General features: G+C 37.6%; 8 protein-coding genes. All 8 read left to right on the plus strand.

Annotation, left to right across the window (positions count from 1 at the left end; genetic code table 11):
- A complete protein-coding gene (gene vex3 / locus N8N51_RS01890) occupies positions 1 to 1,380 on the plus strand; it encodes an ABC transporter permease subunit Vex3 (RefSeq protein WP_261103449.1) in 1,380 nt (459 codons plus the stop codon).
- Between the two features lie 142 nt (positions 1,381 to 1,522).
- Complete coding sequence (vncR, locus tag N8N51_RS01895) at positions 1,523 to 2,179, plus strand: response regulator transcription factor VncR (RefSeq protein ID WP_261103450.1); 657 nt, start codon at positions 1,523 to 1,525, stop codon at positions 2,177 to 2,179.
- Positions 2,176 to 3,504 (plus strand): sensor histidine kinase VncS, encoded by a 1,329-nt coding sequence (vncS, locus tag N8N51_RS01900; RefSeq protein ID WP_261103451.1) that lies wholly within the window; start codon positions 2,176 to 2,178, stop codon positions 3,502 to 3,504. Before vncR ends, vncS begins: the two co-directional genes overlap by 4 nt.
- Before the next feature lie 140 nt (positions 3,505 to 3,644).
- Complete coding sequence (locus tag N8N51_RS01905; protein WP_033684898.1) at positions 3,645 to 4,526, plus strand: class II fructose-bisphosphate aldolase; 882 nt, start codon at positions 3,645 to 3,647, stop codon at positions 4,524 to 4,526.
- Positions 4,527 to 4,809: 283 nt separating this feature from the next.
- A complete protein-coding gene (locus tag N8N51_RS01910) occupies positions 4,810 to 5,802 on the plus strand; it encodes an ABC transporter ATP-binding protein (protein ID WP_261103452.1) in 993 nt (330 codons plus the stop codon).
- 1 nt (position 5,803) lies between these two features.
- Complete coding sequence (locus N8N51_RS01915) at positions 5,804 to 6,622, plus strand: ABC transporter permease (RefSeq protein WP_261103453.1); 819 nt, start codon at positions 5,804 to 5,806, stop codon at positions 6,620 to 6,622.
- A gap of 1 nt (position 6,623) precedes the next feature.
- Complete coding sequence (locus tag N8N51_RS01920) at positions 6,624 to 7,409, plus strand: ABC transporter permease (protein WP_084925846.1); 786 nt, start codon at positions 6,624 to 6,626, stop codon at positions 7,407 to 7,409.
- A gap of 775 nt (positions 7,410 to 8,184) precedes the next feature.
- A complete protein-coding gene (locus N8N51_RS01925) occupies positions 8,185 to 14,751 on the plus strand; it encodes a S8 family peptidase (protein ID WP_261103454.1) in 6,567 nt (2,188 codons plus the stop codon).
- Positions 14,752 to 15,241: the final 490 nt, after the last annotated feature.

The following is a 15,241-nucleotide window of genomic DNA, read 5'->3' on the forward strand; positions in this document are numbered from 1 at the left end:
ATGTTACACAACGCATTTGCCTATGTTACAAGGAAGTTTTTCAAATCGATTGTCATCTTCCTGATTATTCTCCTCATGGCGAGCTTGAGTTTGGTCGGCTTGTCGATCAAGGGAGCTACTGCCAAGGCTTCTCAGGAGACCTTTAAAAATATCACCAACAGCTTCTCCATGCAAATCAATCGTCGCGTCAATCAAGGTACGCCACGTGGTGCTGGGAATATCAAGGGTGAAGATATCAAAAAAATCACCGAAAACAAGGCCATTGAGTCTTATGTGAAACGCATCAACGCTATCGGAGATTTGACTGGCTATGAACTCATCGAAACGCCAGAAACCAAGAAAAATCTGACTCCTGACCGTGCTAAACATTTTGGAAGTAGCTTAATGATTACAGGTGTCAATGACTCCTCTAAAGAAGACAAGTTTGTCTCAGGCTCTTATAAATTGGTTGAAGGAGAGCACTTAACAAACGACGACAAGGACAAGATTCTCCTGCACAAGGACTTGGCAGCCAAACACGGCTGGAAAGTCGGGGATAAGGTCAAACTAGACTCCAATATCTACGATGCAGACAATGAAAAAGGAGCCAAGGAAACAGTTGAAGTGACAATCAAGGGACTCTTTGATGGTCACAATAAGTCGGCAGTAACCTACTCGCAAGAACTCTATGAAAACACAGCTATCACAGACATTCACACTGCTGCAAAACTTTATGGATACACAGAAGACACAGCCATTTATGGGGATGCAACCTTCTTTGTGACAGCGGACAAGAACTTGGATGACGTCATGAAAGAGTTGAATGGTATCAGTGGTATCAACTGGAAGAGCTACACACTGGTGAAGAGCTCCTCTAACTACCCAGCTCTAGAGCAATCCATCTCTGGCATGTATAAGATGGCTAACCTCCTCTTCTGGGGTAGCTTGAGCTTCTCAGTCCTTCTCCTTGCTCTCTTGCTCAGCCTTTGGATCAATGCCCGTCGCAAGGAAGTGGGAATCCTCCTCTCTATCGGTCTCAAGCAGGCAGGTATCTTGGGTCAATTTATCACCGAATCCATCTTGATTGCCATCCCTGCTCTTGTTTCTGCTTACTTCTTAGCCAACTACACAGCGCGTGCAATCGGAAATACTGTTCTTGCCAATGTTACTTCAGGTGTTGCCAAGCAAGCTAGCAAGGCTGCTCAGGCCTCTAACCTTGGTGGTGGTGCAGAAGTAGATGGCTTTAGTAAGACCTTGTCGAGCCTAGATATTTCCATTCAGACATCAGACTTTATCATCGTCTTTGTCCTTGCCTTAGTTCTAGTGGTTCTCGTTATGGCGCTTGCTTCAAGCAATCTCCTTAGAAAACAACCAAAAGAGCTTCTGCTGGATAGCGAATAACAAACTTGCTACCTATTCTCCCCTAAATGGGGTATAATATAGGTAGCATTTTTATCTATTTTATCTTGATAAGGCCTCTTCCTTTCAGGATGAAATTGAGATGATTTACAAGAAATTTAAAGGAATGTGAAACGTTTTTTCTATGAAAATTTTAATTGTAGAAGATGAAGAGATGATCCGTGAGGGGATTAGTGACTATTTGACGGATTGCGGTTATGAAACCATTGAGGCAGCAGATGGGCAAGAAGCCTTAGAAAAATTTTCCAGCTATGAAGTAGCCTTGGTTTTACTGGATATCCAGATGCCCAAGCTCAATGGCCTAGAAGTCCTAGCTGAGATTCGTAAAACCAGCCAGGTCCCTGTTTTGATGTTGACAGCCTTTCAGGATGAGGAATACAAGATGAGTGCTTTTGCTTCGCTAGCAGATGGCTATCTGGAAAAACCTTTCTCCCTTTCCCTCTTAAAAGTGAGGGTGGACGCGATTTTAAAGCGTTACTACGATACGGGACGAATCTTCTCCTATAAGGATACCCAAGTGGACTTTGAGAGCTACAGTGCCAGTCTATCAGGAGAGGAAGTAGCCATCAATGCCAAAGAGTTGGAAATCCTGGACTATCTGGTGAAAAATGAAGGCCGGGCCTTGACTCGTTCTCAGATAATCGATGCCGTCTGGAAAGCGACAGATGAGGTTCCCTTTGACCGTGTCATTGATGTCTATATCAAGGAACTGCGGAAAAAGTTAGACTTGGACTGTATCCTCACTGTGCGCAATGTTGGTTATAAATTGGAGCGAAAATGAAACGAACAGGTTTATTTACAAAGATATTTATCTACACCTTCTCGATTTTTAGTGTTCTGGTTATTTGCCTTCATTTAGCTATTTATTTTCTTTTTCCTTCGACTTATCTGAGCCACCGTCAGGAAACCATTGGTCAGAAAGCGACAACCATTGCCCAGTCCCTAGAAGGTAAGGATAGGCAGAGCATCGAGCAAGTGTTAGACTTGTATTCCCAGACTAGTGATATCAAGGGGGCCGTTAAGGGCGAGATGACCGAGGACAAGTTAGAAGTCAAGGATAGCCTTCCTCTGGATATGGACCGTCAGACCACCTCTCTTTTTATCGAGGAGCGCGAGGTGAAAACGCAAGACGGTGGTACTATGACTCTCCAGTTTCTAGCTTCCATGGACTTGCAAAAGGAAGCAGAGCAAATCAGTCTCCAGTTTCTTCCCTATACCTTGCTGGCATCCTTTCTGATTTCCCTCTTAGTAGCCTATATCTATGCTCGAACCATTGTTGCTCCGATTTTGGAAATCAAGCGGGTGACCCGACGAATGATGGATTTGGATGCCCAAGTTCGATTGCGCGTGGATTCTAAGGATGAGATTGGTGATCTCAAGGAACAAATCAATAGCCTCTATCAGCATCTTTTGACTGTTATTGCGGACTTGCATGACAAGAATGAAGCTATTCTCCAGCTAGAAAAGATGAAGGTTGAGTTCCTACGTGGTGCTTCCCATGAATTGAAAACTCCTCTGGCTAGTTTGAAAATCCTGATCGAAAACATGAAAGAAAATATCGGTCGTTATAAGGATAGAGACCACTATCTAGGAGTTGCCTTAGGAATTGTGGATGAGCTCAATCACCACGTTCTCCAGATACTTTCTCTCTCGTCTGTACAGGAATTGCGAGATGATAGGGGAAAAATTGACCTACACCAGATGACGCAAAATCTGGTTAAGGATTATGCCTTGCTAGCCAAGGAAAGAGATCTCCAGATAGACAATAGTTTGACTCACCAGCAGGCTTATCTAAACCCATCAGTTATGAAGTTGATTCTGTCTAACCTCATCAGTAATGCTATCAAGCACTCTGTTCCAGGCGGCTTGGTTCGCATTGGAGAAAGAGAAGGGGAACTTTTTATAGAAAATAGCTGCAGTCCAGAAGAACAAGAAAAACTAGCCCAGTCTTTTTCTGACAATGCTAGTCGCAAGGCCAAGGGTTCTGGGATGGGGCTCTTTGTGGTCAAGAGTCTATTAGAACATGAAAAATTACCTTATCGTTTCGAGATGGAGGAGAATCGTTTGACCTTCTTCATAACTTTTCCAAAAGTCGCCCAAGACTAGGGAGAGAAAGGGTTTACATGGATGAAGCTAGAAGAAATTCAATCGAAACTGCGGGAAAAACTAGATTTTTTTGTAAAAAAGTGATAAAATGAACAATGTAAATGGGATGACCCATAAAAATATACAGGAGGCCTGATAAAATGGCAATCGTTTCAGCAGAAAAATTTGTCCAAGCAGCTCGTGACAACGGTTATGCAGTTGGTGGATTTAACACAAACAACCTTGAGTGGACTCAAGCTATCTTGCGCGCAGCAGAAGCTAAAAAAGCTCCAGTTTTGATCCAAACTTCAATGGGTGCTGCTAAATACATGGGTGGTTACAAAGTTGCTCGCAACTTGATCGCTAACCTTGTTGAATCAATGGGTATCACTGTACCAGTAGCTATCCACCTTGACCACGGTCACTACGAGGATGCACTTGAGTGTATCCGAGTTGGTTATACTTCAGTTATGTTTGATGGTTCACACCTTCCAGTTGAAGAAAACCTTGAAAAAGCTCGTAAAGTTGTAGAATTTGCTCATGCAAATGGTGTATCAGTGGAAGCTGAAGTTGGTACTATCGGTGGTGAAGAAGACGGAATCATCGGTGATGGTGAATTGGCTCCAATCGAAGACGCTAAAGCAATGGTTGAAACTGGTATCGACTTCTTGGCAGCTGGTATTGGTAACATCCACGGTCCTTACCCAGAAAACTGGAAAGGTCTTCACCTTGATCACTTGCAAAAATTGACTGAAGCTGTTCCAGGATTCCCAATCGTATTGCACGGTGGATCAGGTATTCCTGATGAGCAAATCCAAGAAGCTATCAAACTTGGTGTTGCGAAAGTTAACGTTAACACTGAATGCCAAATCGCATTCGCTAACGCAACTCGTAAATTTGCTCGTGACTACGAAGCAAACGAAGCAGAATACGACAAGAAAAAACTCTTCGACCCACGTAAATTCTTGGCTGACGGTGTAAAAGCTATCCAAGCATCAGTTGAAGAACGTATCGACGTATTCGGTTCAGAAGGTAAAGCTTAATCTAGCTGAATAATACAGATGAAACCTGCCCATTGGGTGGGTTTTTTGGTGTTTTAAGAAAACGATTAGACCAGAATTTTTGATTAAAAGTATTATTTTAAGAGAAAAACTTTCAATTTCATAAACTTTAGGCAAACGCTTGCATTCTATTTTTTATTGGATTATAATAGGTTGGTATAAAGCCTTCTGTAATAAAAAAATGTAGCAGGTTTAGAAAGTAAGGATTTAGAATATTTGTAGTCAAAAATACAATGTTGCTATTCCTTACGATAGGGAGATAGATATGGCAATGATAGAAGTGGAACATCTTCAGAAAAATTTTGTGAAGACTGTTAAGGAACCGGGCTTGAAGGGGGCTTTGCGCTCCTTTATTCATCCTGAAAAGCAGACCTTTGAAGCGGTCAAGGATTTGACCTTTGAGGTCCCAAAAGGACAAATTTTAGGATTTATCGGGGCCAATGGTGCAGGGAAGTCGACAACCATTAAAATGCTGACCGGAATTTTAAAACCGACATCTGGTTTTTGTCGGATTAACGGCAAGATTCCACAGGACAATCGTCAAGATTATGTTAAAGATATTGGCGTAGTTTTTGGACAACGCACCCAGCTATGGTGGGATTTGGCCCTGCAAGAGACCTACACGGTTTTAAAAGAGATTTACGATGTGCCAGACTCGCTCTTTCATAAGCGTATGGACTTTTTGAATGAAGTCTTGGATTTGAAAGAATTTATCAAGGATCCCGTGAGAACTCTTTCGCTGGGGCAACGCATGCGGGCGGACATTGCAGCTTCCTTACTTCACAATCCCAAGGTTCTCTTTTTAGATGAGCCGACCATTGGTTTGGATGTTTCAGTCAAGGATAACATTCGTCGAGCTATCACCCAAATCAATCAAGAGGAAGAAACAACCATTCTCTTGACAACTCATGACCTGAGCGATATTGAGCAACTCTGTGATCGGATCTTTATGATTGATAAGGGGCAGGAGATTTTTGATGGAACGGTGAGCCAACTCAAGGAGACCTTTGGCAAGATGAAGACTCTCTCCTTTGAACTGCTACCAGGTCAAAGTCATCTCGCTTCTCACTATGAAGGCCTGCCTGATATGATCATTGATAGACAAGGGAATAGTCTTAACATTGAATTCGATAGTTCTCGTTACCAGTCAGCTGATATTATCAAGCAAACCCTGTCTGATTTTGAAATCCGCGATTTGAAGATGGTGGATACGGATATCGAGGATATTATCCGTCGCTTCTACCGAAAGGAGCTCTAAGATGGTCAAATTGTGGAGACGTTATAAACCCTTTATCAATGCAGGTGTTCAGGAATTGATTACCTATCGAGTCAACTTTATTCTTTATCGGATCGGCGATGTCATGGGTGCTTTTGTGGCCTTTTATCTCTGGAAGGCTGTCTTTGATTCTTCGCAAGAGTCTTTAATTCAGGGCTTCAGTATGGCGGATATCACCCTCTACATCATCATGAGTTTTGTGACCAATCTTCTTACTAGGTCAGATTCGTCCTTTATGATTGGGGAGGAGGTCAAGGATGGTTCCATCATCATGCGCTTGTTGCGACCAGTGCATTTTGCGGCTTCTTACCTCTTTACCGAGCTTGGCTCCAAGTGGTTGATTTTTATCAGCGTTGGCCTTCCATTTTTAAGTGTCATTGTCTTGATGAAAATCATATCGGGTCAAGATATTGTAGAGGTGCTAGGATTAACTGTCCTTTATCTTTTTAGCTTAACGCTGGCCTATCTGATTAACTTTTTCTTTAATATCTGCTTTGGATTTTCTGCCTTTGTGTTTAAAAATCTTTGGGGTTCCAACCTACTTAAGACTTCCATAGTGGCTTTTATGTCTGGAAGTTTGATTCCCTTGTCCTTCTTTCCAAAGGTTGTTTCAGATATTCTATCCTTCCTGCCTTTTTCATCCTTGATTTACACTCCGGTCATGATTATCGTTGGGAAATACGATGCCAGTCAGATGATTCAGGCGCTCGCTTTGCAGTTTTTCTGGCTCTTAGTGATGGTGGGCTTGTCTCAGTTGATTTGGAAACGAGTCCAGTCATTCATTACCATTCAGGGAGGTTAGTATGAAAAAATATCAGCGTATGCATCTGATTTTTATCAGACAATATATCAAGCAAATCATGGAATACAAGGTGGATTTTGTAGTTGGTGTTCTGGGAGTTTTTCTGACCCAAGGCTTGAACCTCTTGTTTCTCAATGTCATCTTTCAACACATCCCATCCCTAGAAGGTTGGACTTTTCAAGAAATTGCTTTTATCTATGGCTTTTCCTTGATTCCTAAGGGGTTGGACCATCTCTTTTTTGACAATCTCTGGGCACTGGGACAGCGTTTGGTGCGAAAAGGGGAGTTTGACAAGTATCTGACACGTCCTATCAATCCTCTCTTTCATATTTTAGTTGAGACCTTTCAGATTGATGCCTTGGGAGAACTCTTGGTCGGTGGGATCCTACTGGGAACAACAGTGACTAGTATTGCTTGGACTCTTCCAAAATTCCTGCTTTTCCTAGTCTGCATACCATTTGCGACCTTGATTTATACTTCCTTGAAAATTGCGACAGCCAGTATTGCTTTTTGGACCAAGCAGTCAGGCGCCATGATCTACATTTTCTATATGTTTAATGATTTTGCCAAGTATCCAATTTCCATTTACAATTCATTTCTTCGTTGGTTGATTAGCTTTATCGTGCCTTTTGCCTTTACGGCCTACTATCCTGCCAGCTATTTCTTGCAGGACAAGGATGTAATCTTTAACATCGGAGGTTTGATGTTGATTTCCCTTGTCTTTTTTGGTATTTCCCTTAAACTCTGGGACAGGGGCTTGGATTCTTATGAAAGTGCTGGGTCCTAAGATGAAGAAACTCAAAGCCTTGTCTCAGGACAGGCTTTTTCTAATAGAGAAGAAAATTCCTTGACATTTATTCTCAGAGTGCTATATTGTAAGTGTAATCGCCGATTTAGCTTATACTCTTCGAAAATCTCTTCAAACCACGTCAGCTTCGCCTTGCCGTATATATGTGACTGACTTCGTCAGTTCTATCCACAACCTCAAAGCAGTGCTTTGAGCTGACTTCGTCAGTTCTATCTACAACCTAAAAGCAGTGCTTTTAGCAACCTGCGGCTAGCTTCCTAGTTTGCTTTTTGATTTTCATTGAGTATCAGTTGGTAGAGCAAGGCACTCGTAAAGTTTAGCTCCTAGGTGAATAAATGCCCGAATATCTGAAAAATTTATATATAAATAACCGTTAAGCCTTATTCTTAGCGGTTATTTATATTGTTTAATAGCGCTGATATTTCATCAATGATGTTTGACTTTGTGATGTTGCTAGTGCTTTAAGTTGATTGCTACTATTTTTGATGGTGTGAATGTGCTTATAATGTATCTCAGTTAAGTACGAAATTTTTATATCTTTTTTAACACATATTAAAAATAAAATTAATACACCTTAATTTTTCTTGACTTAAATTTTTTTAATTGATATACTATTTTTCAGAGAGCTAACAATTATATATAAATGTACTACTCTATTTCCTAGATAATACTTAGTAAAACTTTTTATAACAAAGGCTAGCAAAGTTAAAGTTTACTATCTATTGGAAGTTAAATAAATATGTAAGGAATTAAAATGAAAAAAAGTACAGTATTGTCATTAACCACAGCTGCAGTTATTTTAGCAGCATATGTCCCTAACGAGGTAATCCTAGCAGATACACCTAGTTCTGAAGATTCTTTAAAAATACCTGATAAAGAAACAGTAGTAGTAGGTAAACAAAACGAAAACAAAGAAAAACTTGAAGATATTCGTAATGTTATAGAAACCTCAAAGGATACTGAAGAGAAGAAAACAACAATTATTGAGAAAAAAGAAGCTGTTAGTAAAGAATCTGTGATAGACAATAACACTAGCAATGAAGAAGAAAAAATCAAAGAAGAAAATTCCAATCAATCCCAAGGAGATAAAGCGGACTCGTCTGCAAGTAAAGACCCAGAAAGTCCCCAAAAAGAGGATAAACTTGTCTATATTGCTGAATTTAAAGATAAAGAATCTGGAGAAAAAGTAATCAAGGAATTATCCAATCTTAAGGATACAAAAGTTTTATATACTTATGATACGGTTTTTAATGGTGTTGCAATAGAAACAACTCCAGATAATCTGGACAAAATTAAACTAATAGAAGGTATGTCATCGGTTGAAAGGTCACAAAAAGTCCAACCTATGATGAATCATGCTAGAAAAGAAATTGGAGTTGAAGAGGCAATCGATTACCTAAAATCTATCAATGCACCATTTGGGAAAAACTTTGATGGCAGAGGTATGGTTATTTCAAATATCGATACGGGGACAGATTATAGGCATAAGGCTATGAGAATCGATGATGATGCCAAAGACTCAATGAGATTTAAAAAAGAAGACTTAAAGGGTACTGATAAAAATTTCTGGTTGAGTGATAAAATTCCTCATGCTTTCAATTATTATAATGGTGGTAAAATTACTGTAGAAAAAGCTGATGATGGAAGCGATTATTTTGATCCACATGGGATGCATATTGCAGGGATTCTTGCGGGAAATGATACTGAAAAAGATATTAAAAACTTTAACGGAATCGATGGAATTGCTCCTAATGCACAGATCTTCTCTTATAAAATGTACTCTGACGCAGGATCTGGCTTCGCAGGAGATGAAACAATGTTTCATGCTATTGAAGATTCGATCAAACACAATGTCGATGTTGTTTCGGTATCATCAGGCTTTACAGGAACAGGTCTTGTAGGTGAGAAATATTGGGAAGCTATTAGAGCGTTAAGAAAAGCAGGAATTCCAATGGTTGTAGCTACGGGTAACTATGCGACTTCTGCTTCAAGTTCTTCATGGGATTTAGTGGCAAATAATAATCTGAAAATGACCGACACTGGAAATGTAACACGAACTGCAGCACATGAAGATGCGATAGCAGTCGCATCTGCTAAAAATCAAACAGTTGAGTTTGATAAAGTTAACATAGGTGGAGAAAATTTTAAATACAGAAATATAGGGGCCTTTTTCGATAAGAATAAAATCACAACAAATGAAGATGGATCAAAAGCTCCTGATAAATTGAAATTTGTATATATAGGCAAAGGTCAAGATCAAGATTTGATAGGATTGGATCTTAAGGGCAAAATTGCAGTAATGGATCGAATTTATACCAAGGATTTAAAAGATGCTTTTAAACGAGCTACGGATAAGGGTGCACGTGGCATTATGGTTGTAAATACTGTAAATTACTACAATAGAGATAATTGGACAGAGCTTCCAGCTATGGGATATGAGGAGGATGAAGGAACTACTAGTCAAGTATTTTCAATTTCAGGAGATGATGGTGTAAAGTTATGGAATATGATTAACCCTGATAAAAAAACTGAAGTTAAAAGAAATAGTAAGGAAGATTTCAAAGATAAATTGGATCAATACTATCCAATTGATATGGCAAGCTATAATTCTAATAAACCGAATGTAGGTGACGAAAAAGAGATTGACTTTAAGTTTGCACCTGACACAGACAAAGAATTGTATAAAGAAGATATCATCGTTCCAGCAGGATCCACATCTTGGGGACCGAGAACAGATTTGCTTTTAAAGCCTGATGTCTCAGCACCAGGTAAAAATATTAAATCCACTCTCAATGTCATTAATGGGAAATCAACTTATGGTTATATGTCAGGGACTAGTATGGCAACTCCAATCGTAGCAGCTTCTACTGTTTTGATTAGACCGAAGTTAAAGGAAATGCTTGAAAGACCTGTCTTGAAAAATCTTAAGGGAGATGACAAAATAGACCTTACAAGTCTTACAAAAATTGCCCTACAAAATACTGCACGGCCTATGATGGATGCGACTTCTTGGAAAGAAAAAAGTCAATACTTTGCATCACCTAGACAACAGGGAGCAGGGCTAATTAATGTTGCCAATGCTTTGAGAAATGAAGTCGTAGCGACTTTCAAAAACAAGGATTCTAAAGGTTTGGTAAATTCTTATGGTTCGATTTCTCTTAAAGAAATAAAAGGAGATAAAAAATACTTTACAATTAAGCTTCATAATACATCAAACAGACCTTTAACCTTTAAAGTTTCAGCATCAGCGATAACTACAGATTCTCTAACTGACAGACTAAAACTGGATGAAACATACAAAGATGAAAAATCTCCAGATGGTAAGCAAATTGTTCCAGAAATCCATCCAGAAAAAATCAAAGGAGCAAATATCACATTTGAGCATGACACCTTCACTATAAGCCCAAATTCTAGCTTTGATTTAAATGCGGTTCTAAACGTTGGAGAGGCTAAAAACAAAAATAAATTTGTAGAATCATTTATTCATTTTGAATCAGTGGAAGAAATGGAAGCTCTGAACTCCAACGGGAAGAAAATAAATTTCCAACCATCTTTATCGATGCCTCTAATGGGATTTGCTGGGGATTGGAATAAGGAACCAATCCTTGATAAATGGGCCTGGGAAGAGGGTTCAAAATCAAAAACAATGGAAGGTTATGATGATGATGGTAAACCAAAAATTCCAGGAACCTTAAATAAGGGAATTGGTGGAGAGCATGGTATAGATAAATTTAATCCAGCAGGAGTTATACAAAATAGAAAAGATAAAAATACAACATCTCTAGATCAAAATCCAGAATTATTTGCTTTCAATAACGAAGGGATCAACGCACCATCATCAAGTGGTTCTAATATTGCTAAAATTTATCCTTTAGATTCAAATGGAAATCCTCAAGATGCTCAACTTGAGAGAGGATTAACACCTTCTCCACTCGTATTAAGAAGTGCAGAAGAAGGATTGATTTCAATAGTAAATACAAATAAAGAGGGAGAAAATCAAAGAGACTTAAAAGTCATTTCGAGAGAACACTTTATTAAAGGAATTTTAAACTCTAAGAGAAATGATGCAAAGGGAATCAAATCTTCTAAACTAAAAGTTTGGGGTGACTTGAAGTGGGATGGACTCATCTATAACCCTAGAGGTAGAGAAGAAAATGCACCAGAGAGTAAGGATAACCAAGATCCTGCTACTAAGATAAGAGGTCAATTTGAACCGATTGCGGAAGGTCAATATTTCTATAAATTTAAATATAGATTAACTAAAGATTATCCATGGCAGGTTTCCTATATTCCAGTAAAAATTGATAACACAGCCCCTAAGATTGTTTCGGTTGATTTTTCAAATCCTGAAAAAATTAAGCTGATCACAAAGGATACTTATCACAAGGTAAAAGATCAATACAAGAATGAAACCCTATTTGCGAGAGATCAAAAAGAACATCCTGAAAAATTTGATGAGATTGCCAACGAAGTTTGGTATGCTGGCGCCGCTCTTGTTAATGAAGACGGAGAGGTTGAGAAAAATCTTGAGGTAACTTATGCAGGTGAGGGTCAAGGAAGAAATAGAAAACTTGACAAAGACGGAAATACCATTTATGAAATTAATGGTGCAGGAGATTTAAGAGGAAAAATCATTGAAGTCATTGCATTAGATGGCTCTAGCAATTTCACAAAGATTCATAGAATTAAATTTGATGATCATGCTGATGAAAAGGGGATGATTTCCTACTATCTAGTAGATCCTGACCAAGATTCATCTAAATACCAAAAGCTTGGAGAGATTGCCGAATCTAAATTTAAAAATTTAGAAAATAGAAAAGAGGATAGTCTTAAAAAAGATACAACTGAGGAAGAAAATCATCAAGACAATGAAGAGTCTATCGAAGAAAAATCTAGCTTGACTATTCATAAAACTATTTCAACAATTAGAGAGTTTGAAAGTAAAGACTTGAAGAAACTCATTAAAAAGAAATTTAGAGAAGTTGATGACTTTACAAGTGAAACTGGTAAGAGAACAGAGGAATACGATTATAAATACGATGATAAGGGAAATATCATTGCTTATGACGATGGTAGTGCCTTAGAATATGAAACTGAAAAACTTGACGAAATCAAATCAAAAATTTATGGTGTTCTAAGCCCGTCTAAAGATGGACACTTTGAAATTCTTGGAAAGATCAGTAATGTTTCTAAAAATGCCAAGGTATATTATGGAAATAACTATAAATCTATAGAAATTAAAACGACCAAGTATGATTCCCACTCAAAAACGATGACATTTGATTTATACGCTAATATTAATGATATTGTGGATGGATTAGCTTTTGCAGGAGATATGAGATTCTTTGTTAAAGATGATGATCAGATAAAAGCTGAAACTAAAATTAGAATGCCTGATAAAAATAAGGAAACTAAAGTAGAATATCCCTATGCATCAAGTTATGGGAATGTAATAGAATTAGGAGAAGGCGATCTTTCAAAAAACAAACCAAACAATTTAACGGACATGGAATCTGGTAAAATCTATTCTGATTCAGAAAAACAACAATATCTATTAAAGGATAATATTATTCTGAGAAAAGGCTATGCACTAAAAGTGACTACCTATAATCCTGGAAAAACGGATATGTTAGAAGGAAATGGAGTCTATAGCAAGGAAGATATAGCAAAAATACAAAAGACCAATCCTAATCTAAGAGTCCTTTCAGAAAAAATAATTTATACTGATAGTAGAAATGTTGAAGATGGAAGAAGTACTCAAGCTGTATTAATGTCGGCTTTGGACGGCTTTAACATTGTAAGATATCAAGTGTTTACCTTTAAAATGAATGATAAAGGGGAGGCAATCGATAAAGATGGAAATCTTGTAACAGATCCTTCTAAACTTGTATTATTTGGTAAGGATGGTAAAGAGTACACTGGGGAGGATAAATCCAATGTAGAAGCTATAAAAGAAGATGGTTCTACGTTATTTATTGATGCAAAACCAGTAAACCTTTCAATGGACAAGAACTACTTTAATCCATCTAAATCTAATAAAATTTATGTACGAAATCCAGAATTTTATTTAAGAGGTAAGATTTCTGATAAGGGTGGTTTTAACTGGGAGTTGAGAGTTAATGAATCGGTTGTAGATAATTATTTAATCTACGGAGATTTACACATTGATAACACTAGAGATTTTAACATTAAGCTTAATGTTAAAGACGGTGACATCATGGACTGGGGAATGAAAGACTATAAAGCAAACGGATTCCCAGATAAGGTAACAGATATGGATGGAAATGTTTATCTTCAAACTGGCTATAGCGATTTGAATGCGAAAGCGGTTGGAGTACACTATCAATTTTTATATGATAATGTTAAACCAGAAGTAAACATTGATCCTAAGGGAAATACTAGTATTGAATATGCTGATGGAAAATCTGTAGTCTTTAACATCAATGATAAAAGAAATAATGGATTCGATGGTGAGATTCAAGACAAACATATTTATGTAAATGGAAAAGAATACAAATCATTTGATGATATTAAACAACTAACAGATAAGACACTAAACATTAAGATTCTTGTAAAAGATTTTGCAAGAAATACAACTGTAAAAGAATTCATTTTAAACAAAGATACGGGAGAGGTGAGCGAACTAAAACCTCAGATGGTAACTGTGACCATTAAAAATGGAAAAGAAATGAGTTCTAAGATAGTATCGGAAGAAGATTTCATTTTACCTGTCTATAAGGGAGAATTAGAAAAAGACTATCAATTTGATGGCTGGGAAATTTCTGGTGTCGAAGGGAAAAAAGATGCTGGTTATGTTATTAATGTGTCAAAAGATACCCTTATAAAACCTGTATTCAAGAAAATAGAGGAGAAAAAGGAAGAGGAAAATAAACCTACTTTTGATGTATCGAAAAAGAAAGATAACGCACAAGTAAATCATAGTCAATTAGATGAAAATTACAGAAAGGAGGATTTACAAAGAGAAAATCATTCACACAAATCTGATTCAACTAAGGATGTCACAGCTACAGTTCCTGTACAAGTAAATTATAGTCAATTAGATGAAAGTCAAAGATCTGATTCAACTGAGGATGTCAAAGTTACAGTTCCTGATGAAAATGATAAAAATAAGAAGGAAGTTTATCTTAATGAACCAGAGAACATAGATAATAAACATACCAATATTGATAGTAAATCAACTACTAACAATGATAGGTTGCCAAAAACCGGAACAGTTAGCGAAGTCTTCACGTCATTAGTTGCCGGAATAATGTTTACCGTAGGTGCATTTCTTGGATTGAAGAAAAAAGATCAAGATTAAGATTAAGACAAAAGGTATAGACGAAAAAATGGCTTATGTATTGAGATAGTGTGATGATGAAACAGTTTTGTGAAAATAGCCATTTATAACTCAATTATTTAGTTTACTTTACTATTGATACTCTTTTTGGATTTATTAATGGACTTAGTTTCGATAACTAATAAATTGATTTAAAGGGTTAGTATTGACAAATATTGATAACATTGATTAGAAAATAGAGTCTATCAAAATTTAAAGGCTAATAGAGGTGATGAGACAATTTCAAGGAATTAAGTAGCGTTTGGTTGCTTAATTCCTTTTTATTTGGAAGGAAGTTTTTCACCTGCTTCCTTATTTATCGATATTATTCAACCACTTAGACCGATATAGCGACCAGATAGGCAAAAGAACTTGTTCTTGAAACTGCCCTCTGCTATAATGATTTTTGTAAGGGACGTGAGGGGGTGCAGTATTAGACAACTAAAGTTCCTAAAAAAGAAATTGGAGATAA

The organism is Streptococcus mitis (assembly GCF_946188685.1).
In the GTDB taxonomy this organism is placed as follows: Bacteria; Bacillota; Bacilli; order Lactobacillales; family Streptococcaceae; genus Streptococcus; species Streptococcus mitis_CC.